The sequence below is a fragment of the Parapedobacter brassicae genome, assembly GCF_051400755.1.
Lineage (GTDB): Bacteria > Bacteroidota > Bacteroidia > Sphingobacteriales > Sphingobacteriaceae > Parapedobacter.
This window is the reverse complement of record NZ_JBLFFL010000014.1, coordinates 1-23,435: the sequence shown is the minus strand read 5'-3', so window position 1 is coordinate 23,435 and position 23,435 is coordinate 1. Positions and strand designations below refer to the sequence as shown.

At 51.0% G+C, this 23,435-nt stretch carries 30 protein-coding genes; 17 read left to right on the top strand and 13 right to left on the bottom strand.

The genetic code is table 11. From position 1 onward, the window contains the following. The 11 genes from ACMGDE_RS19620 to ACMGDE_RS19570 all read left to right on the top strand — a co-directional run. Nucleotides 1–1,524: RHS repeat-associated core domain-containing protein (locus ACMGDE_RS19620; RefSeq protein ID WP_436834536.1), on the top strand; the 1,524-nt coding region annotated here is incomplete at its 5' end. Between the two features lie 20 nt (nt 1,525–1,544). Continuing rightward, complete coding sequence (locus ACMGDE_RS19615) at nt 1,545–1,904, top strand: hypothetical protein (RefSeq protein ID WP_436834535.1); 360 nt, start codon at nt 1,545–1,547, stop codon at nt 1,902–1,904. Between the two features lie 844 nt (nt 1,905–2,748). After that, nucleotides 2,749–3,093 carry a hypothetical protein gene (locus ACMGDE_RS19610; RefSeq protein WP_436834534.1) on the top strand — a complete coding sequence of 115 codons (345 nt, stop codon included), beginning with the start codon at nt 2,749–2,751 and terminating at the stop codon, nt 3,091–3,093. 18 nt (nt 3,094–3,111) lie between these two features. Further along, the gene (locus ACMGDE_RS19605; protein ID WP_436834533.1) at nt 3,112–3,972 is read left to right on the top strand and encodes a hypothetical protein; all 861 of its coding nucleotides are present in this window, start codon (nt 3,112–3,114) and stop codon (nt 3,970–3,972) included. 318 nt (nt 3,973–4,290) lie between these two features. After that, the gene (locus ACMGDE_RS19600) at nt 4,291–5,580 is read left to right on the top strand and encodes an RHS repeat domain-containing protein (RefSeq protein WP_436834532.1); all 1,290 of its coding nucleotides are present in this window, start codon (nt 4,291–4,293) and stop codon (nt 5,578–5,580) included. Then, nucleotides 5,570–6,076 carry a hypothetical protein gene (locus ACMGDE_RS19595; RefSeq protein WP_436834531.1) on the top strand — a complete coding sequence of 169 codons (507 nt, stop codon included), beginning with the start codon at nt 5,570–5,572 and terminating at the stop codon, nt 6,074–6,076. The genes ACMGDE_RS19600 and ACMGDE_RS19595 overlap by 11 nt, the downstream gene beginning before the upstream one ends. Before the next feature lie 275 nt (nt 6,077–6,351). Further along, a complete protein-coding gene (locus ACMGDE_RS19590; protein ID WP_436834539.1) occupies nt 6,352–6,462 on the top strand; it encodes a colicin E3/pyocin S6 family cytotoxin in 111 nt (36 codons plus the stop codon). Between the two features lie 6 nt (nt 6,463–6,468). Next, nucleotides 6,469–6,711, top strand: a complete 243-nt coding sequence (locus tag ACMGDE_RS19585; protein ID WP_436834530.1) for a DUF7683 domain-containing protein — start codon at nt 6,469–6,471, stop codon at nt 6,709–6,711. A 17-nt stretch (nt 6,712–6,728) separates the two neighbouring features. Then, on the top strand, nt 6,729–6,857 hold the full coding sequence (locus ACMGDE_RS19580; RefSeq protein ID WP_436834529.1) for a DUF7683 domain-containing protein: 129 nt from the start codon (nt 6,729–6,731) through the stop codon (nt 6,855–6,857). A gap of 277 nt (nt 6,858–7,134) precedes the next feature. Beyond that, entirely contained in the window at nt 7,135–7,506 is a 372-nt protein-coding gene (locus tag ACMGDE_RS19575) for a hypothetical protein (protein WP_436834528.1), read from the top strand. Continuing rightward, nucleotides 7,487–7,789, top strand: coding sequence for a hypothetical protein (locus tag ACMGDE_RS19570; RefSeq protein ID WP_436834527.1), 303 nt, complete (start codon nt 7,487–7,489; stop codon nt 7,787–7,789). Before ACMGDE_RS19575 ends, ACMGDE_RS19570 begins: the two co-directional genes overlap by 20 nt. A gap of 15 nt (nt 7,790–7,804) precedes the next feature. Here ACMGDE_RS19570 and ACMGDE_RS19565 read toward each other — a convergent pair whose 3' ends face one another. Both ACMGDE_RS19565 and ACMGDE_RS19560 read right to left on the bottom strand, forming a co-directional pair. Further along, entirely contained in the window at nt 7,805–8,131 is a 327-nt protein-coding gene (locus ACMGDE_RS19565; protein WP_436834526.1) for a type II toxin-antitoxin system RelE/ParE family toxin, read from the bottom strand. Further along, nucleotides 8,121–8,354, bottom strand: coding sequence for a hypothetical protein (locus ACMGDE_RS19560; RefSeq protein WP_436834525.1), 234 nt, complete (start codon nt 8,352–8,354; stop codon nt 8,121–8,123). The genes ACMGDE_RS19565 and ACMGDE_RS19560 overlap by 11 nt, the downstream gene beginning before the upstream one ends. A gap of 276 nt (nt 8,355–8,630) precedes the next feature. Here ACMGDE_RS19560 and ACMGDE_RS19555 point away from each other — a divergent pair, with 276 nt between their 5' ends. Next, nucleotides 8,631–8,876: an RHS repeat-associated core domain-containing protein gene (locus ACMGDE_RS19555; RefSeq protein WP_436834538.1), complete on the top strand. Its 246-nt coding sequence runs from the start codon at nt 8,631–8,633 to the stop codon at nt 8,874–8,876. 28 nt (nt 8,877–8,904) lie between these two features. Here ACMGDE_RS19555 and ACMGDE_RS19550 read toward each other — a convergent pair whose 3' ends face one another. From ACMGDE_RS19550 to ACMGDE_RS19525, 6 genes are all read right to left on the bottom strand, one after another. Continuing rightward, entirely contained in the window at nt 8,905–9,375 is a 471-nt protein-coding gene (locus ACMGDE_RS19550) for an HAD domain-containing protein (RefSeq protein WP_436834524.1), read from the bottom strand. Between the two features lie 30 nt (nt 9,376–9,405). Continuing rightward, nucleotides 9,406–9,567, bottom strand: a complete 162-nt coding sequence (locus tag ACMGDE_RS19545; protein WP_436834523.1) for a hypothetical protein — start codon at nt 9,565–9,567, stop codon at nt 9,406–9,408. Between the two features lie 364 nt (nt 9,568–9,931). Then, nucleotides 9,932–10,108 (bottom strand): hypothetical protein, encoded by a 177-nt coding sequence (locus ACMGDE_RS19540; RefSeq protein WP_436834522.1) that lies wholly within the window; start codon nt 10,106–10,108, stop codon nt 9,932–9,934. Nucleotides 10,109–10,123: 15 nt separating this feature from the next. Then, the gene (locus ACMGDE_RS19535; RefSeq protein WP_436834537.1) at nt 10,124–10,294 is read right to left on the bottom strand and encodes a DUF6934 family protein; all 171 of its coding nucleotides are present in this window, start codon (nt 10,292–10,294) and stop codon (nt 10,124–10,126) included. Between the two features lie 72 nt (nt 10,295–10,366). Next, nucleotides 10,367–11,185, bottom strand: coding sequence for a KilA-N domain-containing protein (locus tag ACMGDE_RS19530; protein WP_436834521.1), 819 nt, complete (start codon nt 11,183–11,185; stop codon nt 10,367–10,369). Between the two features lie 45 nt (nt 11,186–11,230). Continuing rightward, nucleotides 11,231–11,674, bottom strand: a complete 444-nt coding sequence (locus ACMGDE_RS19525; RefSeq protein ID WP_436834520.1) for a helix-turn-helix domain-containing protein — start codon at nt 11,672–11,674, stop codon at nt 11,231–11,233. Between the two features lie 722 nt (nt 11,675–12,396). Here ACMGDE_RS19525 and ACMGDE_RS19520 point away from each other — a divergent pair. The 3 genes from ACMGDE_RS19520 to ACMGDE_RS19510 are packed head-to-tail and all read left to right on the top strand — an operon-like array spanning nt 12,397 to nt 17,812. Further along, nucleotides 12,397–13,185: a TlpA family protein disulfide reductase gene (locus ACMGDE_RS19520; protein WP_436834519.1), complete on the top strand. Its 789-nt coding sequence runs from the start codon at nt 12,397–12,399 to the stop codon at nt 13,183–13,185. A 2-nt stretch (nt 13,186–13,187) separates the two neighbouring features. Continuing rightward, the gene (locus ACMGDE_RS19515; protein WP_436834518.1) at nt 13,188–16,403 is read left to right on the top strand and encodes a SusC/RagA family TonB-linked outer membrane protein; all 3,216 of its coding nucleotides are present in this window, start codon (nt 13,188–13,190) and stop codon (nt 16,401–16,403) included. Nucleotides 16,404–16,444: 41 nt separating this feature from the next. Then, nucleotides 16,445–17,812 (top strand): RagB/SusD family nutrient uptake outer membrane protein, encoded by a 1,368-nt coding sequence (locus tag ACMGDE_RS19510; protein ID WP_436834517.1) that lies wholly within the window; start codon nt 16,445–16,447, stop codon nt 17,810–17,812. Nucleotides 17,813–17,878: 66 nt separating this feature from the next. Here ACMGDE_RS19510 and ACMGDE_RS19505 read toward each other — a convergent pair whose 3' ends face one another. From ACMGDE_RS19505 to ACMGDE_RS19485, 5 genes are all read right to left on the bottom strand, one after another. Further along, the gene (locus ACMGDE_RS19505) at nt 17,879–18,166 is read right to left on the bottom strand and encodes a hypothetical protein (protein ID WP_436834516.1); all 288 of its coding nucleotides are present in this window, start codon (nt 18,164–18,166) and stop codon (nt 17,879–17,881) included. Nucleotides 18,167–18,190: 24 nt separating this feature from the next. After that, the gene (locus ACMGDE_RS19500; RefSeq protein WP_436834515.1) at nt 18,191–18,703 is read right to left on the bottom strand and encodes a MauE/DoxX family redox-associated membrane protein; all 513 of its coding nucleotides are present in this window, start codon (nt 18,701–18,703) and stop codon (nt 18,191–18,193) included. Nucleotides 18,704–18,780: 77 nt separating this feature from the next. Next, complete coding sequence (locus ACMGDE_RS19495; RefSeq protein WP_436834514.1) at nt 18,781–19,803, bottom strand: AraC family transcriptional regulator; 1,023 nt, start codon at nt 19,801–19,803, stop codon at nt 18,781–18,783. A 43-nt stretch (nt 19,804–19,846) separates the two neighbouring features. Further along, nucleotides 19,847–20,596 (bottom strand): ATP/GTP-binding protein, encoded by a 750-nt coding sequence (locus ACMGDE_RS19490; protein ID WP_436834513.1) that lies wholly within the window; start codon nt 20,594–20,596, stop codon nt 19,847–19,849. Between the two features lie 4 nt (nt 20,597–20,600). Then, the gene (locus ACMGDE_RS19485) at nt 20,601–21,539 is read right to left on the bottom strand and encodes an AvrD family protein (protein ID WP_436834512.1); all 939 of its coding nucleotides are present in this window, start codon (nt 21,537–21,539) and stop codon (nt 20,601–20,603) included. A 256-nt stretch (nt 21,540–21,795) separates the two neighbouring features. Here ACMGDE_RS19485 and ACMGDE_RS19480 point away from each other — a divergent pair, with 256 nt between their 5' ends. Together ACMGDE_RS19480 and ACMGDE_RS19475 are read left to right on the top strand one after the other, a co-directional pair. Next, nucleotides 21,796–22,758, top strand: a complete 963-nt coding sequence (locus ACMGDE_RS19480) for a hypothetical protein (RefSeq protein ID WP_436834511.1) — start codon at nt 21,796–21,798, stop codon at nt 22,756–22,758. 155 nt (nt 22,759–22,913) lie between these two features. After that, nucleotides 22,914–23,258, top strand: a complete 345-nt coding sequence (locus ACMGDE_RS19475) for a hypothetical protein (protein ID WP_436834510.1) — start codon at nt 22,914–22,916, stop codon at nt 23,256–23,258. Nucleotides 23,259–23,435 lie beyond the last annotated feature (177 nt).

Sequence of the window (23,435 nt, the reverse complement as noted above, 5' to 3'; positions counted from 1 at the left end):
CGGCTGGCGGCGGGCATGATGGCCGGGGGGAAGAACAGGGAGTCGCTGGTATACGATGCGATGGGCAACATCACGGCGCTGCGGCGCACGGATGCGGCCGGTACGCGGGTGGACTCGCTGGCCTACACCCATTCCGGCAACCGGCTGTCCTCGGTGGCGGATGCCACGGCCACGGTGCACCCGGCGGGGCTTCCCTACCAGATGCCGGGCACGACGGCCTACACCTACGACGGGAACGGGAACCTGCTGACGCGGAAGAACACGAATACGGGCTCCAGCCAGAGCCGGAACAACATCACCGCGGCGGCGTACAACCACCTGAACCTGCCGCAGAGCGTGACGGTGCCGGCGGGGACGGTCGCCTACACGTACGACGCCACGGGCAGGAAGCTGCGCCGCGTGGCCGGGGGTATGGCCACGGACTACATCGACGGGATCGAGTGGGAGGACAATGCGCTGACGCTGATCCACATGGAGGAGGGCCGCATCCTCCCCGGCGGTACGGTCACCTACGAGTACGTGCTGAGGGACCACCTGGGCAACACGCGCAACGGCTTCGCCTCCACGGCGACGGGCACGCCCAGGTTCAGGACGGACTACTACGCCTACGGCCTTTCGCACGAGGGCAGGTTGGTGGCATCGCCGGAAAATAATTACCTTTACAACGGCAAGGAGCTGCAGGAGGAACTGGGGCTGTACGACTACGGGGCGAGGTTCTATGATCCGGTGATCGGGAGGTGGGGGACGGTGGATCCGCTGGCTGGCAAGTACCCGTCTATATCTGGATACAATTATGCTTTGAACAACCCAATCAGCGTTATTGACCCCGATGGGCAGGAACCTATTACATTGACTGCACTTGCAATTAGAGCTGCTGTTGGCGCAGTAATTGGGGCTGGAATTGATTTGACTGTCCAAATGACCGCGAATATGACAGTTAATAACCAGAGTTTTGGCGACGCTTTGTCAAATGTCGATTGGAGTAGTATAGGTAGTTCTGCTGCCGTAGGCGCTATTGGAGTTCCTGGTTCAAATTTGGTGACTTCTAGTGTCAAAACGACTGCGCTGGCAACTGCAATTACTTTCGATGCGACTATTGATATTAGTGCAGAAAGAGGTTTTGAAACCGTTTTCGATGGATCAAAATCTGTCACAAATGCTGTTATAGATGCAAGTAGTAGCGCTCTTGGAGGTAAAACCGCTGAAGGAATTGTCAACAGTACGGTCAAGGCGGTAAACGGAGACATCAAAGCGGGGTCGTTTGCAACGCTAAATAATGCCCAAAAAGCTGGACTGCGTCAAATACAGAATGTTGTTGGCGGTCAAGGTTTTGAAGCTGCGACAAATACAGTGATTGGTCTTGCTACGGAGGCAACAAAAACCGGAGTGAGCAGTTTAGTGACAGTACCAGGCAAAACAGGGACGTCATCAAGTGGTACGTTGAACTTGAAAACCATACAGATGCCAAAACTTACACATCCAACGGACGGTATAAGGAATGAGATTATTCGGCCTCGGAAGTAATGATTTAATACTTTAACGTTATGAAAAAAGAAAGTAGGAGATTCTATATAAAATCTTTTGCAATTATTGGCATAGTCGGTGGAAGTGTCTTGTGTTTATTAATATATGCCTTAAGCCGCTACAAAAAAATTGTAGAAAAACCGGTATATACTTTTGGAGTTGTTATGGACACATACGTAGGTACTAAGGCAAAAAACTATGTTAAATATCAATATCTTGTTGGACGAAAAGTGTATTACGGTGATGCGAGCTATTCTCCACATCGGCAGTTTATCAATGTGGGTGATACTTGTGAAGTTGTATATGAGGAAGGTAATCCTGATAACAAGCGGTTAGTGCGGGATGAAGTTAAGCTTATTAAAATACATCCAAAAAGATAGATTTCTATGCGTGGAGCCGAGTAGTTTCGCTTGCCCTATAAATGGTTTATTGATATATAACAAGCAAGAGCGGAAAATCCAAGAAAAGAGATTATTCAGGAAAAGAAAATTCGCGCTGAAGGATCAAATCGCAGGCCTGATGTTCAAGTCGTCGATCCAAAAACGGGCAAAACAACAAAAGTTTACGAAGCAGAACGAAAACCGAATAGTCAAAGAAACATAAACAGGGAAAAGGAATATAACAAGCTAGATATTCCTAATGAAACTCACAAGGTAGGAAACTAAATACAAACAAAATGGATTTTTATTTTGATGACTTGGACAGATGTGAGTTAGTGGGATTTATTTTGTCCAATAAAGGTAGCTCATTCCAGATTTACTATATGATGATTTAAATTATAGAGAATTGAATAGCTGTGTAGAGCTCAATGATTACCTTGGTCAAGACATCACTCACTACTTTCTTCTAAATGAGACGTTTTGTTTTGAACCTTTAATCTTAAGCAAAAATCGCTTTCTAAGCGAGGAAAAGTATTATATAAATCAAAGAAAAGGCGGGCCGTATATAGATTTTTCATTTTATACCGGTTATTCGACAGATAGTACCATTCCTTTTAAGAAGTCGATTATAGAGTTATCCCCCAAATTTATTCATTTTGATAGTAATGAGGAGTTTTTGGCTACTGAAGAGATAAAATTTTACTATAGAAAGTTGATAACCTTTATAAAAGGAAAATGTAAACTAATTCGGATTGCAAATCAGAAATATTGGATAAGTACAAAAGTCATAGGCAAAATAGGTGAGGATTGGATAAAGTAATACCCGGCCGGGCTTCCCTACCAGATGCCGGGCACGACGGCCTACACCTATGACGGGAACGGGAACCTGCTGACGCGGAAGAACACGGACACGGGCTCCAGCCAGAGCCGCAACAACATCACCGCGGCGGCGTACAACCACCTGGACCTGCCGCAGAGCGTGACGGTGCCGGCGGGGGCGGTCGCCTACACGTACGACGCCACGGGCAGGAAGCTGCGCCGCGTGGCGGGCGGCATGGCCACGGACTACATCGACGGGATCGAGTGGGAGGACAATGCGCTGACGCTGATCCACATGGAGGAGGGCCGCATCCTCCCCGGCGGTACGGTCACCTACGAGTACGTGCTGAGGGACCACCGAATGACTTAGGTCCACAGAATTAGTGTTATGCAAAAATCGACAGAGTTTTTGGAGATAAGATTGTATTCTAAAATTGATTTGACAGATAGCAATCTTGCAGAATATCTTGAAGGCAAATCTCAACTGACAATCAGGGAATATTCAGAATTTTTGACAAATAGTCATTTATACAATGTCTTTGCTAATCGCATCATAGAGTTCCTTCTGATTTACGGTGATGGGTATCTAAAGCCGGAGAAATGTGACGTATATGAACCAATCAAGGAAACATTTAAAGATAATTTACTTGATCGATACGTTAGGTGGCTCAGTCAACCGGGAGGAGCCTTCTTTTTCAAGAAAACAAAACCTTTCAAAATGGAAGGTTATATAGAAAATGTACGTTTTAGGCCTATTTTTGAAGAAGGCCGATTGATTGAGCCTAAAGCTTCGCTACCTCGTTATTTAACGGAAATTAAAATTTTAATAGATAAAAAAATATTAACTCTTAGGTCTTCGGCTTTTTTATTTTCCTTTCTAAGGGAAATGGGTAGGTGTATAAACGCTAGCTTCGGTTTCGTTTCTTCGGAAACGGAAATTAATAAGCAGCATTATCTTGAATATAATGGGGAAAGTGGATACGTGGGCATGAACGCCAATTTATATCTCACCGGCGTCTATTGGATAAATTATTACGGTAGCGATTATGTTAAATTAATTGGTAAACCAAAGTTGGAAACGATTTCTTCGTTGGGTCCTTTTTTTACATTGGATGAGGACTGCCTGTTTTCTTTGAGTAGAAGTCCAGATACAGCTACTCACAATTTATCTATAGAGATTATTTCTTTGCTAGGAAAAGAATATTTCTTTAGTAAGTTGACTCCTCAGAGAAAATATGTTCTACCCTGAGTATTGGAAAGAACAGTATCCTAGCAATATAGAGACTGTAAAACCAACTATGTCAGTTAAGAATAACTCTTAACTTTATATAGTAACTATGAACAGTACCGAATTAGATTTTGATGAGATGAGTGAGAAAGCACTGCGCCAGTTGCGCAGCGGTGACTCTCACGGGCGTGACGCGGCAGTACAACGGGAACATCTCCAGGCAGGAATGGCAGCACGGCACGGCTGCACTGCAGTACTACAACTACACCTACGACAAACTGAACCGGCTGGCGGCGGGCATGATGGCCGGGGGGAAGAACAGGGAGTCGCTGGTATACGATGCGATGGGCAACATCACGGCGCTGCGGCGCACGGATGCGGCCGGTACGCGGGTGGACTCGCTGGCCTACACCCATTCCGGCAACCGGCTGTCCTCGGTGGCGGATGCCACGGCCACGGTGCACCCGGCGGGGCTTCCCTACCAGATGCCGGGCACGACGGCCTACACCTACGAACCTGCTCACGCGGAAGAACACGAACACGGGCTCCAGCCAGAGCCGGAACAACATCACCGCGGCGGCGTACAACCACCTGGACCTGCCGCAGAGCGTGACGGTGCCGGCGGGGGCGGTCGCCTACACGTACGACGCCACGGGCAGGAAGCTGCGGCGCGTGGCGGGTGGCGTGGCCACGGACTACATCGACGGGATCGAGTGGGAGGACAATGCGCTGACGCTGATCCACATGGAGGAGGGCCGCATCCTCCCCGGCGGTACGGTCACCTACGAGTACGTGCTGAGGGACCACCTGGGCAACACGCGCAACGGCTTCGCCTCCACGGCGACGGGCACGCCCAGGTTCAGGACGGACTACTACGCCTACGGCCTTTCGCACGAGGGCAGGTTGGTGGCATCGCCGGAAAATAATTACCTTTACAACGGCAAGGAGCTGCAGGAGGAACTGGGGCTGTATGATTACGGGGCCCGCTTTTACGACCCGGTGATTGGCAGGTTCGCTACCGTAGACCCAAAGGCAGAACTGGGACGGAGATGGAGTTCGTATGCCTATGCATTCGATAACCCAATGCGGTTTATTGATCCCGATGGGCAGTGGCCTTGGCCCATTTTGACGGCCTTGGCATCCGTGACAAAAGTGAAGGTTCAAGAAGCGATTAATCAATTTGCGTTTGTAGCGAAGGACATGAAGTCTATAGATGCCAAATCAACGGGAAAAGATATTGCAAGGATGTCGGTAGGTGCAGAAAAAGATGGCGTGGGAGCTGAGGCATATGTGAGAATGGATAGTAAAGGGGAGATTGGTATGGGAATTAAAACAAGTGCGTCGACTCGGCCCGCAAAAGCAACTGCTTCAGTCGAATATATAGAAAACATTATGGGAGGTGAGCCAAAGGTCAATACGGAAGTATCAGTAGAATTAAATGGACCTGAACTACCCAAGGTTCCCAATCTCCTTGAGGAAGTCGGGATAAAAGGGGGGGCTGTTAAAGCAACCGTTAATCCAAAGGAAACAGCCAATGTCTTAAATGATGCGTACAAAAGCGTTCAAGAGTATTTCAAAACAGCAGTGGAAAAAATAGTCAATCCAACGAAGAAACCCGATGAAGATTAATACTGGAATAAAGATAATCAGTATTTACTTACTATTGTCAGCATTAATATGCGTGTTTTATTTGATTCTTGTGGTAATAAAGATGGAATTAAACAGTACAGGGGCATGGCTTTCCGTTATTGTTCCAGGACTTATAATAGCCGTTACTATCTTAAACGCTATCAACGTCTTGGCTTCCAAAAAGCGAGGCTCGTTAATTAAAGGTTCAACCATCAACGGTGCGGTATTAGCGCTGCAGATTTTGACGTTGGCGATGGATGGTTTTTATTACCGATATACACAGGGAAATAAGTTCTTTGTCTTCGTTAACTATGAACACTTGACCAAAAACGTCCGTTGGGGTAGCTACTTTGAACCCATGGTATTGGATTTTAATCTAAAGTTCGATCCTTCAGAAAATACGCTAGTCGGTATAAACCTCTTGGCACTGGTGCTGGCAACCGTCTCTTTTTGGATGGCACACGTCTTAAAGAAGCGGATAGATACGCCCAAATAACAACTCCATGAAGACCGGTAGCATAACCAAGACAATCAGTGTATATTTATTGCTCTCTGCATTGGTATGCCTTTTTAATTTGGCTGTTGCCGTGTTCAAGTATGACCTGAATAATATTAATGCATGGATTTCCTTCGTTTTCCCCGGCCTCATCATCGGGATAACCATTTTCAATAACGTCGACATCCTGACATCCAAAAGAATGGATGTTGAGCTTCGCCAGAAATTGAACATAAACGGTATAGTATGTGCCATACAGGTATTTTCCATAAGCACTGACGGCTTTTTTTATCAGTATAGGCAAAACGCATAAAGGGGGATTTGATCCCAAGACGGGCAATCAAATATCCGATCCGAAGCCAGGGCGTACTACTCCTAAAAACTAAGTAAAAATGAAAGTACAGAGAGTTATTTCTTTCTATGAGAAAGAAGGCAGTGAACTTCTAAACCAAGTAGAAATAGATGCTGATTTAGATACATTAAATAAAGTTTGGACACCTTTTGAAGATGATCCAATGTTTTACATGAGTTACCAGATAGATAGGAAAAAGGCAATTATATTTAAAGAAGTCTATAACATTGAGTTAGATTTAGATCGTTACGATATATTTCTTGAATGTTATTCGCTTGATTAATTGACGTTGCAAAAACGATGAAAACAGAACGAGTAATTAGTTGGTTCGACCGTAATACCGAAGAACTAATTGGAGAATACAATGTTGATAGGATATCTTTGGAGGTGTTGAAACATATCTTCACCCTCCCGATAACGACCCTTTGATGTATAATCCCTATAGCATTGACGTAGAACAGGGAAAGGAATTGAGTTTGTTATCGGGGTTCTCGAGTTCGATCACGAAAAGTACATATATCAGATTGACTGTTTTCAAGCCTGAAAGCGCTTGTAACACACGATTAAGCTAAACCCGGCCATTGCGTCGGGCTTTTTGGTTACTGTGCGTAAGCTTTCCTTGCCTTGAAGCCTCGTATGGCCGCATCGATGCGGGGAAGACCTGCTTTCTGTCCTTCTCGGACATGACGGTGATCTCCCCTTATCTGTGGCGGATGTGACGGCCACGGTGCACCCGGCGGGGCTTCCCTACCAGATGCCGGGCACGACGGCCTACACCTATGACGGGAACGGGAACCTGCTGACGCGGAAGAACACGAATACGGGTTCCAGCCAGAGCTGCAACAACATCACCGCGGCGGTGTACAAAGACAAACTTAGCCAATACATCAAAGACCCTGATAAATTTGACAACAAGGGTATACTTCAAGGAAAATCTCCGGAGTTAAGAGAAAAGATTATATCAGGACGGGTTAAAGAGCTTCAGAGTCAAATTACCAAACAGGAAAACGAGTTAAATAAGGTGAGAAACCAACTTAATGAAGTAAAAAAAGTTAAAGATGACCAAAGAATGTTGTGATATAACCTTAGAGGAAATCAAGGGGTTATTCAATCTCGCTATTGAAAAATTACAGCGGGAGAATGTGCTTAAAATCTCTTTTGACAACGACGAGTATTGGAATGTACTCGGCGGAGATATGAACGACTTTTCGAAGGCCCCTGACCCGGGGGTTGGGTCATTGTACGATGATATTCGTTACCTTAAAAAGAGTTTAGAAGAAAAGCAGATATTGAGTTATTCGGACTTTGATAGGTTGGCAGCAGTGCTGAAGAGTATCAGCAATATTGAGGCTCCTGCATAAGAGCGCCGGGCTTTTCTATGGAATCATTCTGAAAATCTGTTCGAGTTCCTTGTCCGTGATGGTGCTTTTTTCGGACTTGTCAAAGATGGATGAGAGGTAAACCGTATTGCGGGCTACTTTCACGTAGGTAATTACCCGCGCCCCGCCGGACTTCCCTTTGCCCTTGGAAGCGATGGAAAGGCGTATCTTATAGAAGCTGTTGCCGAGTGCGATACCCAGCTCCGGCTCATCGGCGAGCTGTTCGATAAGCCCGGCCAGATCCCTTTTGAGCGAAGGGTACTTCCTGGCCAGCCGTTTGGCCTGCCTGTCAAAAAGCGGTATGGAGGCAACGCTATAGCTCATCCAGAAGCTCCTGTGCGGGCCGGGCTTTCAGTCTGCCCTGCTCCACCAGATTAAGTTCGTTTACCGCTTCCCTAAGCTCCTGCAAAAGCTGCTCTTTTGTGGGTTCCTCGTATTCCAGAGCCTCCAAATCCCGGTACTGCTTTTTGAGTTCCCTCCATTCCTTGATAGGGATATACACCCCGGTAGCTTTCCCCTTGCTGTCCTGTATTACCTGTAGTCTCATAACCGCTGAAATTATTTCAATAGGCCATTTTCGTATATGGCTCTAATCGCAGTGTATATATCCAAATGGCCTCACACAAAATTAGCATTTATTTTTGACATTCCATTGTTCGTCGCCAGCTTGGTCGGGCTATCCTTTGTGTGCTACCTTTGCTGCGACGAACGGCTAACCCATAAATGCACCAACCAAAGACAACTGTAAAACAGTGGCTGGACAATCCGTAAAAGTCTTATCTTTGAAAGGCTGGGCGTTCTTTGAGCAAGCAAAAATCCGGCTATAAGGAAAACGGCCGGAGCACGAAAAATCCATGGAAGGTCATACGACTACGACGCGAGGTTCTATGACCCGGTGATCGGAAGGTGGGGGAGCGTCGATCCGCTGGCTGAAGTGTCGAGGCGATGGAGTCCGTATAGTTATGGGTTTAATAATCCTATTCGTTTCATCGATGTTGATGGGATGTTTGTAGGCGACCTTTACGACATTAATAGGAGGAAGATAGGAACAGACGGTATCGATGAGTAGATAACCTTTTTACCCCTATACTTGTGACCTATACCAATTCGTGGTGATTCTTTTCCAACAGTTCCAATGCCCTGTCAGCCAGATCATCCGTCAATCCTACGGAGCCGCTTGTCTGCACCAACCGGTTTTTCAAATACCCCGGCAGTCCATTCAAGGATTTATCGTCATCTATAATGATGAAATTATCACGAACAGGGTTGGCGACAAACCACTTCACCAATTCATCCTTCCTATTCAGATAATTATTATTTTCTGGCAGGCGTTTGATGGTAGTCACGCCTATACCCCTTCGTTTGAGAATATCCCTCCATTCCTTCAGTGTATACTTGGACTTGTGGGAGGTGGTCAATACGATGCCCGCCCCCGTCGAAGAAATGATCCTCCGGAGGGCTTCGGTAGCCTTAGGGCCAAACGCTGGAAAGCCGTCATCTAGGATTTCGGGCCTTCTCCAAGAGTTGGTAGGAACCATTACACCATCTATGTCCAAAAACAACAACATTATGAAAATTTACAGAACTATTTTGTCATTTCAATTATTCGTATCCCATTCCTCTATGAGGAAACCCACCTTTGTCCAGCTATACTCTACAGTTGCCGATGTTTTGGCATTCGGCACCGCACCTATCTCGATGCCGGCAAAAAGGGAACTTACATAACGATGGTGACCGTCAATCAACCTTGCCGCCGTCATTCAATTATATACTGCCTTCATAAAGGTCCCAAATAGGAAAACACAATTCGTAATCGCTCCATACGATGTCGCCATGTTCGATAGTAGAGTCCTTGAATAATTTTGTGTCAAGGTATTTTTTTGTCATGGGGTTCTTCGCTGCCCGTAAGAAAGGTCCGAAATCTACCGTTCGCACAAGACCGTCAGAAAACTTGAAAGTGATAAAATACGGCTCGTGGTATGTAGCTGTTTCAATCGAAATAATTGATGTTTGCCTCATAATTTCTGTGTTATTGTTTCCGCTGAAATTTCCCGGTTGTATACGAAAAAATCAACCCATTGCGAATATTTTAGGTGGTTGGCAGCCGTATAATCTGGAAGCGGGCTAATCCCAAAACGTATTTGGCACCGGATGCTTCTTAAGGAATTTTTTGGCTTCCTCATCCTTCTTTTTGAAGAACGTTGAATTGGAATACTGAGCAACGGACCCAGTTTGCTGGACGTCTTTTTTATCCTGAGCCTTTTTTTTGTTTTTGTGATTCTCCATTTCCAAGTCATTCATTACTAACAAAGTTAATCAAAATTTCTTTCTTATGATGAAAGCTTCAAAATTTATGCCTTTCTCGAAAGGTTGCCAGTCTCCATTCAGATAGCCTTGTACGACGTAGGAGGCTTCTGTTATTTCTTTCCAGTAGGCCAGAATATTCATTTGGTATAGCCGGGTGCGTGCCGCTGTGCTGCTCCTCAGGAATTTTTAGATAAGCATACCTATCATCAGCCATTTTTGGTCAGGTTAATCTTCTCATTCATCGCAATCAAATCAGTCATTGAGCGTGTTGATTGTTTTATTTTCCAAAAGGGATTTCATTTGTGATATTGCTACTTTATTTAGCTGAACTAGCCGTTCTCCTTGTGATAGTCCCTGCTGTATCAGTAAAGCATTGATACTTTCCATGTTGCTCAAAACCACCAATTGCTCGATAGTGGCCTCATCTCGTATGTTTCCTTTTGATTTAGGGTTCTTATCTCTCCATTCTTTGGCAGTGATGCCAAATAGCGCCACATTCAACAAATCTGCTTCACTGGCATAAATAATGCTGGTTTGATGTTTGGTAATCTCTGTAGGTATCAGGTTTTCTTTGATAGCATCCGTATGGATTCGATAATTGACCTTTGCCAAAGTTCTTTGCAGGTTCCATTCCAGTTGGTTCCGATTGCTTTCATCCTCCTTCAGCCGTTGATATTCTCTTACTAACAACAATTGAAATTTTGGGCTGATCCACATTCCAAAATGAAATGCGATGTCTTTGTGCGCATACGTCCCGCCATACCTTCCCGCTTTTGCTGTTAAACCTATCGCATTAGTGTGTTCTATCCATTGTTTCACAGAAAGCACAAAATTATTACTGCCTGCTGAATTTTTAATTGTACCGAATTCGGTATAATTAAAATCCGGATTATACAGCGCTTCCCATTCTCCAAGATATTCAATAGTGCTTTTCAGACTCAGCCATTTAATAACTATTGCTTCCTGCATCTGGCTTTTCGCCATATCGGTGAGTGAAATATAATCATCTCGCTGATTAGAAATTATTGAAATTTCCTTGCCATCTACTTCTATCTTTTTGCTTTTTGCCATCGGCAGATGTCTTTATTACGGAATAGTTCTTGCCCGAATAAATTATTACTTCCCACCCTTCAACTTCTTCACCTCCTCAGCCAGATCCAGCACCGCTTTGCTTAATGTGGCAATGGATTCGGTTTTGGCTTTATCTTCTTCGATGAATTTTTCGAGTAGGCTGATTATTTGGTCCGCAGGATGATAATTCGCTGTATGAACGTAGTTAGCGTTTTGGCTTGCGGTATCTCGGTTGTTCTGAATATTGTAAATAGCCTTTTCTTCGCTAAAATTCCGCACAAACTCCGGCGTTACCCCGAGCGCCGCTGCCAGCTCCTCCATAATCGGCTCATCGATCTGGATCATGCTTTCAAAGTCGGATATCCGTTGCTGCGAATATTTGCCGGGGCAGAGATCGCCCAGGGCAGATTGTTTCAGTCCGATGATCTCGCGGATGCGCTTTACATTGTGGCCCTCGTGGACCTTGTCTTCTTGGAATGCTGCGTTCATGATTCAAATATAAACTTTTAGGTGGTCGGTGAAAAACCGCAATACCGGTATCTTACCGCTTGGCTGTTACATTTTGTTTTTTAACCTTTGTAAAGATAAGAATTTTAGTAAACCGCGATCAAAGATTTTTCAATTTTTTAGCACAATAACGCAATAATTAATGAGTTAATGTTAAAATTACTAGTTTTGTCACCTACTTACGAGTATTAGTGGGTGCTCACAAGAACCTCGAATCCGCACAAGCGTAGGAACTTTACGGAAACAAAGAGGCGTAGGTGAGCACCCGGACACCCCATATCCTGGGGATCCGGGTCTACTTGCGGTTTTGTTTCCTAGGTGCTGCCCCCGGGCAGTAGCTGCTTCGGCAGCGCCGTCCTACGCGGTCCGTTGTGCGGATTGACCAAAAGTGGCCCGGCTCCTTCGGGAGTTTCCCACCAATGGTCAGGAGGTTTTGATAATAACCAATCAAAACCGATGGAACCGCAAAGAATACCACATCTACCGATCAATGACCACCTTCAAGGGGCGGGCGTCCTGGCTGTGATTCGATCCCGGCCCTGGGTACGATCGACCAAGCACCTTTACAAAAACATCGTCAAATCGCCGGTTTGATTGATGCACGAAAACTGAATCCATTCACCACTTCTTTCATCTTAATCAAACACAAACTTAGCGGAGCGATCTCGTGAGTGCCGCTGATAGTTTGATAAAAACACTAACAAATGAAGCAAAAATTACGCTTAGGGGATCGCTATGCCCCAACGAACCATAAAGACCTTTCATGTGTGCAGACCCATGCGCAGGCACCGGCCCTCCCCGGGCCGGGCCTCGCAATCGGGGTAATTGCTCTTTTGCTGCTGGCGGTATGCGGCACCGTCTACGGGCAGCATGATATCCCCACAGACAGCATCAAGCCACTGCAAATAGGGGATACCGTCAAAGAAAAAGACCTCGTCCGCTTCCCTATGGTCAAACACGATCCAGACCTAAGCCGCGTGAAAGGTCTTGTCATTGGCGACAGCATACCTGATTACCTATGGGATTTGCCCTTGTGGGTGGTGAATCACCCCAATGGCAGGGACACCGTTACGCTGCGGGAGTATCAAGGTAAAAAACTGATTGTACTGGATTTCTGGGCGCGCTGGTGTGCACCCTGTGTAAGATCGATGGACAAGTGGGAGAAGCTGCAGCCGCAGCTTGCAGGAGATCTGGCAGTAATATCCATACACCTGGATTATGACTATAAGGCGCTGCCTTTTGCTGCAAAAAGGGGATGGAAGCTACCTGTCGTGATCGGCGAAAATGCCATTGTCATAAACAGACACTTCTATACGCAGACCTGGGTAGGAGGAGTCGTGTTCATAAAAGACGGCCGCTTATTGGCAATCCCCGGGGCAACGGGCTATGACGATGCACAGGTAATGGGATTGCTGGCCGGAGATATCCGCACATTGGCCTCAAACCCGCAGGCTACTTATTTTGATGTTGAACCAACTAAAACAAACGATTAACCGTGAACCTGAAATTCGTATTCTTAACCATATTGTTGCCCTTGTTTGCAGTGCATGCGTTGGCGCAACATAAAATTGAAGGTGCCGTGTACGCCGCAGGCACGCGCGTACCCATTGCCGGCGCGACTGTAAGGCTGACGGCCGCAGGCTGGCATACCCAAAGTGCTTCTGATGGGCGATTCACCCTTTCCTACAGTGGCACGGATACCCTTGAAGTCACGCATGTGGGGTATGAGATTTACCGGATCTACCTGACCATATCGTCCGATACGTTGCTTACCGTCATGTTGGATGAGCGTGAAACGGTGCTGGATGTGGTAAACGTGCATACGGGCTACTACAGCTTGCCGAGGGAGCGCTCAACGGGGGCGTTTTCGCACGTTGATCAGTCGTTGATTAACCGTAGCGTCGGTCCGGACATCCTGAGCAGGTTGGAGGGTGTGGCCGGAGGGCTTGCATTTGGATATCCGCCCACCGCGGGCGCCCCCAGCCAGCAAGCTGAATTACGCCTCCGGGGGCTGAGTACCATCAATGGAGAAACGCGTCCGCTCATCGTGGTCGATAATTTTCCATATGAGGGGGATATTTCTAACATAAATCCCAATGATGTGGAGAGCGTCACATTATTGAAGGATGCCGCCGCTGCTTCTATATGGGGAGCCAGGGCGGGCAATGGTGTACTCGTGATCACGACGAAGCGGGGTAGGCAATCGGGGCGCCCGTCTGTCAGCGTTAATTCGAACCTGACAGTGGGTGATAGGCCCGACCTATTTTATGACCAGCGCTTCTTGCCAGCCAAAGACCTGATTGCGCTGGAACGGCAGCTTTTTGAACGGGGCTTGTATACCGGGGATGAACGGACGGCGTATACGCCCGCTGTAGAAACATTATTTTCCCTGCGGGACGGCGATATCACATCGGAGGGCGCAGAAAATATCCTGCAAACACTGGCCGCATACGATATCCGGGACGAAGCAAGCAGGCAGCTGTACCGCAAGACGGTGAACAGGCAGTACACATTGGGTTTGCAGGGCGGTACCGAAAGCCACGATTACTACCTTTCGGTCGGTTTGGATTATAATGACGACCACATCGTCGGAAATCGTTACGGGCGAACGACGGTTTCGACGAAAAACAATTTCAAGTTTTCGCCCAAAATGTCTCTCAGCGCAGCCGCTTTCTACGTACACAGTGAAACGGATCGCAACGGACTGGAACTGGCCGATCTGAGCCCATCCGGGATGATCAATGTGTATACCTATGCGCGTCTGCGGGGTGATACCGGTGAGGCGCTTCCGTTGGTAAAGAAAAACAGGTATACGTATACCGACAGTGCCCCCGGTCTGGGGTTGCTCGACTGGCATTACCGTCCCATGGACGAGGTGAGGCTCAATGACAACTCATCCGTGGCGGACGAAATCCGGCTAACAGGCGCAGCGCAGTATGAACTGATTCATGGGTTGGGCTTGGAGTTGCGGTACCAATACCAGCTGTCCCACTCGGCAAATCGCAACTACTATGGTCCGGAGAGCTATTTTGCCCGCGATCTGATCAATACCTACACGCAGGCAGATGGAAGCAAACCGGTACCCGACGGCGGGATGCTCAACCGAGGCGGTAATCTGCTGACGGCGCACTATGGGCGCTTGCAGGCAAGTTTTTCCCGTAATTATAATGAAAACCATCGCATCGATGCCTTAGGAGGTTTTGAACTCCGGCAAGAAGTGCAGCAAGGAACCGGATCTTCCCGTATTTACGGATATTCGGACGATGTACTCACCTATACGGGGCAGATGGATTTCAGCACTCCCTATCAGACGAGACCATTGGGGTCAGCACGGATACCTAATGGCGGTTCACCTGGGCAGCATTATACCGACCGATTCGTTTCGTATTTCGGCAATGCGGCCTATGCATACAAAGGCCGGTACCTGTTATCGGCCAGTGCACGCTGGGACGCGTCTAATATTTTTGGTGTAGATTTTAATCAACAGGGCGTACCGTTATGGTCGGTGGGGGCCGGTTATTTGCTCCATGAGGAACAGGCGATCAAAGCGCAGTGGCTATCCAAGGCCAAAGTGAGGATGACGTATGGAGCAAACGGCAATGCAGTACGTACCATTTCCTCCCTTCCGTACATCAGTTATGGTGCCAGCAACGCGGTGACCCGTCTTCCGATGGGGCGCCTGCTTGGTGTGGGCAATCCGGATTTACGCTGGGAAAAAGTCAGCACATTCAATGTCGGCGTTGACCTAGGGTTGTGGAACCACAGGTTGAGCGCCAGCGTGGATTGGTACACCAAGCATAGCCGCGATTTGATCGGAAATGATCACTTCGATCCGACTACCGGTGTCATATGGGATGGCGTGAGTGCTTACAATGTGGATACCCGCAGGAATTACGCCAATATGCGCACCAGTGGGTTGGATGTTGAGTTGAACAGTGTCAATGCCGATGGCAGGATCAAATGGGAGAGCACGCTGTTGTTCAGTACGGTGTCCAATAAAATCACCAACTATTTTATGCCCCAGAACCAGCCGGTCACCAGCTACCTCAATCCGTTGGATCCACCGGTGATTGTGGGAAACTCCCGCGACCAGCTGTATGCCATACCCTGGCACGGGTTGGACAATACCGGATCGCCCCAAGTGATGGTAAATGGTGTACTGGGTACAGACTACAATGCGTATTTCAGTAACCTGACCTATCATGATCTGATACCGATTGGCCTGGGAGTGCCGAAGGTATTCGGATCGTTGAGGAACACGTTGTCATGGAAGGAACTCACGCTCAGTTTCAATGTCACGTTCAAAGGGGGATACGTGTTCCGCAGAAACAGCGTGGATTACAGCGCACTGTTCAGGGCCCTGTATACCCACATGGATTACCTGGATAGGTGGCAGCAGCCGGGTGATGAGTTGGCAACAGACGTGCCTTCCATGCCTGATGTGCTGAATGCTCGCCGGGACGAGGCATACTATTATAGCGAAGTTGTATTTGAAAAGGGAGACCACATACGCCTGCAAGATATCCAACTTGCTTACGCACTACCTGTCCGTCGGCGGCCCTCTTTTCCGATTTCAGCTATCCGGATATATGGGTATGCACGGCACTTGGGCATCCTGTGGCAGCGGGCCAAGGGCGGTCTGGACCCCGATACACAGGCGATGTATCCGCGACCTGGTGAATATGCTGTAGGCCTGCAATTTCAATTTTAAACTATTGAGAAATGAAACCGATAAAAAAAACGTATTTACAGATGAAGATAGTATTCATAGGGTGTTGCTGCGCGGTCCTGTTTTCGAGCTGTGTGAAAACCTTCCTGGATGTCAAACGGGACAAGTCTCAGGTAGTACCCCGCACACTGGATGACTATAGGGCCATTTTGGAAAACAATGCCATGAATTATTTTACCAGCCATCTGCTCGGAGAGATCGGGAGTGATGACTTTTACGTGCTGAGCGAGCAGTGGCAGTCGCTGGCGGATCCTGTACAACGCAATGCCTATGTATGGGCAGACGAAATCTATGAGGGAGCGATCGGGGTTGATTGGAACAGGGGGTATGAGAAAATGATGTATGCAAATTTCGTGATAGAGGGTGTTTCGGCCATCGAAGAAACTGCGGATAACAAATTGCTTCGTGACGAGCTCCTAGGCGCTGCACATTTTTTCCGGGGAAGCACGCTGTTTCAATTAGCACAGTTGTTTTGCAAACCATACGATGCGCAGACCGCCCATGGAGAACCCGGTCTGCCACTGCGGACTTCTTCCAATATCAATCAAAATGTAACGAGATCTACCTTGTCCGAAACGTATGCCCAATTTACCGCTGATTTGACATCAGCCGCTGAATTACTTCCAGAAGCAGTATTGGTAAATACACGCCCGTCAAAAGCGGCGGCTTACGGCATGCTGGCCAAAGTTGCGCTTCAACTGGCGGACTATGAAGAAGCGCTCCATCACGCTGATACGGCGCTTGGGATTACTGATGGATTGATTGACTACAACGATCTTGATTTAACGGCTAATTTACCGTTTCCGCTGTACGGTCAGGGTAATGCCGAGGTGGTTTTCTATAGCCAGATGTCCAACGCCGTGATTTTGACAAACACAAGATTATTGGTGGATACCTTGTTGTATGACAGCTATGAAAAGGATGATCTGCGCAGGGAAGCGCTGTTTGCCGCAAGACCGACGGGGATGACGTTTAAAGGCTTTTATTCTGGAATCGCGGTATGGCCATTTTCCGGGTTGACAACAGCAGAATTGCTGCTGATACGGGCAGAATGTGCAGCACGGCTTGGAGATGTGGGTCACGCTGTGGCGGATATGGACAGGCTTTTGAAGAATCGTTTCCGTTCGGGTACCTATAAAGGGATAGACCCGCTCATTTCGGGAGACGAATTGTTGGAGAAAGTTAAGTTGGAGAGGCGGAAAGAACTGCTATTCAGGGGGGTGCGCTGGAATGATTTACGGCGATACATGCAGCATGATGGACAACCCATCGAGCTCATTAGAAATGTCGATGATCAGACATTCACGTTGATATCTACAAGCGCCAAATGGACTTGGCCTATTCCACCGGATGTGATCGCCTACGGTGTTGTGGATCAGAACGAACGTTAGTGTAAAGAAAGATAGGTGTTAAGTAACTAAAAAGGCTCTCGCTTGGAGGGCCTTTTTAGTTTTTAGTTAGTTGGTACGGCCAGCTTTGGGAGCGTCGCCCGGTGCCTGATGCAGGTATGTTGGAGGTGTACCTGTCAATTGGATCGCGCAGGTTTCAGCCGGGAAATCGGCAACGCAGTTCTCGCCATCGGGTTCCAATATGGGATCGCCGATGAGCTGCATCCCGCCGCTAGGCGGTTCCACTTCGTACCATTGCCCGTCTGTTTTGGTAGCCAGTCTAAACGACATCGTCATCACCCCGATGATCATAGCCGCTACCCAGATCAGGTTTACTTTTTTTGCTAATCTTTTCATGATTTCTAAAATTTAACATGTTGATTATTGATTAATATCCGGTCTTTTGGCCGACAAGCCCTCATCCGCAGCGCCCCGGGTACCGCGGCTTCGTTGTTGATGCATTAAATGGATTCCTGCGCCGCTGAGGGCAAGGAAGAAGAGGTTGAACCAGAAATGCTGCCGCCATGTAAGTCCGCTGATCACCGAGCCGCAGCCGCAGGGCAGCTTTTCCCACGCACCGGCTAGCGCGACGGCTACATACCCCGTGAAGGCGAGCATCAGGCCGAAAGACAGCCAGAGCCCCCAGTGATGCAGGCGCCCGCCGACGAGCAATAGCACTGCCGTAGCGAATTCCAGCGGCGGTAGCGCCCATACCAGCAGATGCCCTAGTACATCCGGCAGCGGCTGCCGCAGGATACCTGTTCTGAACTGCCTGAAATCGATTACTTTGTCAATCACTACCGGTATCCACAGGGCCAGCAGGGCGATGGTGATGCCCAGGATGACCCAGCCGATGCGGTCCTGCGGTTTTTCGAATATGAGGTTAGCTTCCATTGAAGCAAAACTAGGCGCGATTCCGCCTCGGGAGTGATGGCCATCACCCGGAAAAACTGATTAAAAACGGTCATGCATCATGGAGCATGCCGCTTGCGGTATTCGCTGGGCGTCAGTCCGGTGTATTTCCGGAACTGCGCGGTAAAGTTGGTATGCTCCGACCATCCCAGCTGATAGGCGGCCGCGACAATGGGCGCTCCGGCGCGGAGCCGCTGCTGGGCTTCTTCCATCCGGCAGGAATAGATGTAATGCACAAACCGCTGCTTATGCAGTCGGTAGTGCTGCTCGCGGATGCGCCGCGCCGTGGTGTGCAGGGCCGCGGCGATACCGTCTGCTGTAGGCGGTTGCCCGCCGTCCATGCGCTGCACCAATTCGCGTGCAAGCAGCCGCGCGGATTCGACCAGGTACTGGGCAGCGCTTTCGCGTTCCTCACGGAGATATTCCGCCCGGTGGGCCTCAATAAGCTGTGCCACCGGCCCGTTGAGCGCGTCATCCATCAGCATGCCCGGATAGGCGGGCATGCTGAGCAGCAGGTGCAGCCAGGCGTGCATCTCCGGCGTGATGGGTGCCGGGAGCAGATGGCGATGCCGGGATCGCAGGTCCCGAAGGTCTGCGATGACCTGTTCCATGGGTGTGGCCGTCCGTGGCGGATGGCGCGTCAGCCAGTTGCGCTTGGGGACCACCACCGCCAGCTCGGCATGCGGAGGCGACAGGCACAGCAGGCCTTTTGAAGGCGGCGCATATACCTCGGCACGTTGGCCCGCGGACAGGCTGAGTGAAGCATGGGCTGCATTTTCCACGGATCGGAAGCTGGCGCTGCCCTGCAGCTGGTAGATCAGGTGCAGGTCGCAGAGGTGGCTCGCCACGGGCATTTCCAGCGCATCGCCGAGCTGCGCTTCCAGCACGGCCACGAAGACGTCAAAGGCATCGTGCCAGCGATAGATGACCCGGCAGCGGCCACCCGCATACTGGGCGGCAGCGTCGCCTTTGACGAATGGCATGGCATGGGTGGGTATGAACGGCCGCCGTTCCACACGTGTCAGGGGTATGCCCGCTTGTTCAAACAAAGGGGTAAAGGGTGTTTTCATTCCATGGTGCATCGGTTTGTATCAACCCCGCCGGGCTTTCCGGGGGCTCCGCCGGTCAGCTTCCGCGGGGTTGAGGGGTGGGTGGATCGGGTGTATTCATACGGTCTGTGTTTCTTTCCAATGGCACGGCATCGAACCGCGCGCTGCGCTGCCGCACGGCGCGTGCGGCGGCCTCGGGTACCGGCACTACGGGCCGGAGGCCCAGGTGATCCAGCAGCTGCTCCAGCCGCTCCTCCAGCGTGCCGCCCACCACCGTGGCGGCGATGCCCGTATCGGCATAGGCCTGCAGCAGGCGCTCCTCGGAGGCCCTGCGGAACCGCTCGGACGTGGGCCGGTGGCCATCGGCCACGAAGGGGAACTCCAGCGGCAGGTGGAAGAACCGGTCGTAATGCGTGCGGGCATAGGCCTTCACCACCGCCTCGAAGCTGCGGATCTGGCAGCGGAAGAGCTTCCATTCCAGCGGATGGAGCACCCGCTTCAGCCGCATGAGCCCGGGGCGCTCGGCGGGGTCCGCCCCGGTGAGCAGCCGGGTGCTGCCGTAGAGCCACTCCTGCAGGCTGCACCCGTCGGAAACGAAGTGACCGCCGCAGGCCGCCTCGGCCCGGATGCGTTCCTCCAGCCGTTTCATGCCGAGCACCATCAGCTCGTGGAAACGGCATTGCCGGAGGGTTTTGCCGGGGAAGGTCACCGGCAGCAGCTCCCGCATGGTGCGCGCGTGGGTGAGCGGGATGCCGCCGGCGATGCTGAGCGCCAGGGCGGTGGTGGTCTTGCCGGTACAGTAGGTACCGCTGATGGCTATCCTCATGGTGTCAGGATTTCAATCGGTGTGTAATGCTAAACGTGCCGGAAACGCCGGCCATCCGGCTTTCCAGCTCCACCGCCCGCCAATGGGCGCTGCCCATGCGGACGGTCCGGAAATCCAGGAACCGTACCCCGGCTTCATAGCGGCCGTCCCACACGGGGCGCCCGTACCGGATGTCCATGGCCCGCAGCCAGATGTTCGCGCAGTCTTCGCGCGTGGTGCCTTCCAGCGTATAGAGCAGGATCTGCATGAGCTGCCCGGTGATGCTGAGCACGTCGGTCGGGATGGTGGCCGGGCGGGCGGAAAAGAGCCCCTGCCGGTCATCGCACCAATCGTCCGCGCGGGCGATGCGGGCGGTGCAGGTACGGCCCGCCGTGTCGCAGCGGATATCCGAGATGCCGTTGGTGCGCAGCTTGTACCCATGGTTGTACATGGCCCGCCGGTTGAGCGGCCAGATGATCCCGGGATCAAGCCCCACCCGCCTGCGCGCGGGGTGGTCCGCCACGGCGGCCACCTCCACACCGCCCAGCACCACCTTGACGGGGCTGAGGATGCCGTTGGAGGCATGGAATGTCCACTGCGGCCCGCCCAGCGTGCAATGGAAGGGCAGGGTGATGGCGCCGGTGAACTCCACGCTGCCGCGCAGCTTGAGCCGGATACGGCGGAGCAGGGACAGGCTGAGCTGCTCGGCATCCAGCCCGCCCAGGTACACCAGCGCGTACTCGGTGAGCATGGAGGCGATGGCGGTGTACTCCATGCTGCCCAGGTGCGGCGGCCCCTCCGGCCTGGGCGGCCCGTCATAGTGGATCCGCAGCCCGCCGGAAAGCTCCATGTCGGCATGCCTGAAAGCCGTGACCTGCCAGTGGAAATGGCGGTATCCGTTGGTGAAATACCGCCCGTCCCCGCTGCCGAGGAAATCGCTTGCGTCACGAAAGGTCTGCATCATGTAGCCGTGTTTTGATCTTCGGGACAATGGTAGCCAATGCGGGAGACGGGCTAAAACGGATTTCGCCGAACGGCGGCCGGGTTTTTGGGTTCACGCGGAATTACCGGTGCCAGCGGGCAATCGGTCAGCATGAGGGTGAAAAATCCACTGAAACACCGTTAACATTAAGCGAATGTCAAAAAATTGTTAACAAGACTGTTTCCGGTTTTTTACCGGAAACCGGTACTTTTATGGAATTAACCAAATACTACACACTATGGAAGTACAGAAACTCCTGTTTGACCGGATCAGGTCAATGCTGCCCTCCCATATCAAGCCGGTCAACGAAATCACCGACCTGCTGGGAATCAACGTAAACATGGCCTACGACCGCATCAGCGGCCGGGTGCCGCTGCGGCTGGAGGAAGCCGGGATCCTCTGCCGCCACTTCGGGATCTCACTGGATGCGCTGACGGCGCATAAAAGTGACACCATTCCCTTCCACTACGTGCCGCTGGCCGTGGGTGACCCCGAGCAGTACCTCCGGTACATGCTCGGGCTCCGGGCGTCCATGGAGCGCCTGGCCGCGGCCGAAGACGCCGAACTGATGTTCGCCGCAGACGACATCCCCGTGTTTCACTTCATGCCGTTCCCGGAGCTGACCTATTTCAAGCTGTATGCCTGGAACCGCACGATGAACGGGGTGGAGGGCAGCTACGAACAGTTCGCGCGCTCGGCCGACCGTCCGGAACTGCGGGCGGTCTTCCGGGGCATCGCCGCGGCGTACCTGCGGGTGCCCACCATCGAGATCTGGACGGAGGAGACCATCAATCCCATCCTCCGCCTGCTGGCCCACTACCGGGCCCTGGGCACGTTCGACCGGCCGGAAACCGTCGATAAGCTCTGCGGGCAGCTGCTGGAACTCATCGGCGGGGTCCAGCACTGGGCCACCGCCTCCCGGAAGGGGGATGATTCGGATGTGCCGTACGCCTTTTACCTCTGCCCGGTGCAGGCCGGCAGCAGCATCATGCTGACCCACTGCGACGGGGAGCCGGCCGTGCGGATGAAGCTCTACACCATCAACAGCATCGCCACCAGCGACAGCAGGCTGTGCGATGAAACGCGGAAATGGCTGGTGCAGACGGTGTCCAAATCGACCAACCTGAGCGGCTCGTCCGAGATCAGGCGCACGCACTTTTTCAACACGATGAAAGAAAAGATCCTGGACATGACAACTTAATACTTTTTTTTTCAGTTTAAAACCTGCCATCCCTACCGGAGCGACCTGATCCCGATCGGCAATGCGGTCTGTGCACGCCAGCATCAACGGGTGTTTCCTGATCCGGCAACGGTAGCCGGGCTTACCGCTTGGCGGTGGCTTTAACGCATCTGCACATGTTAAAGCACTATGAAACCCTCGATGGGCAGCTACGCGCCATCGAAAGCCACCTTGCACCCATCGCCGAGGCGGCCCGGCGCCTTGTCGAAAGCGGCCTGCTGGAAGACCTGGCCGCGCACCTTCCGGAAATCATCCTCTTCGTCCGCCAGCACTTCCGTGTGGAAGAGCCCCGGCTGTTCATGCCCGACGTGCTGGATTACCTTGGCATCAGCGAGCGTACCTACTACCGCAAGGTGGCCGGGGGCCGGCTGATCCCGCGCAAGTGGGAAGGGCCGGATTTCTTCTACCGCAGCGACCTGGAGGAGCAGCGCCGGGAGAGCAGGCGGCGCGGAAGGATCTGACGGTTATCCGGCATCCGCCCGGTGACGGGTTTTGACCGTCTCGGGGCTGGCCCGAGACTGGTCCGAAGCTGGTTTTGCCTTGCTCCGGCCGCCGTCCGGTCCGGGTTCGGCTGGGGTTCGGTTTCTTCCCGAAGCCCGGCCGAAGGATTGCCGGAGCCCGGCCGAACGTCTCCCGAA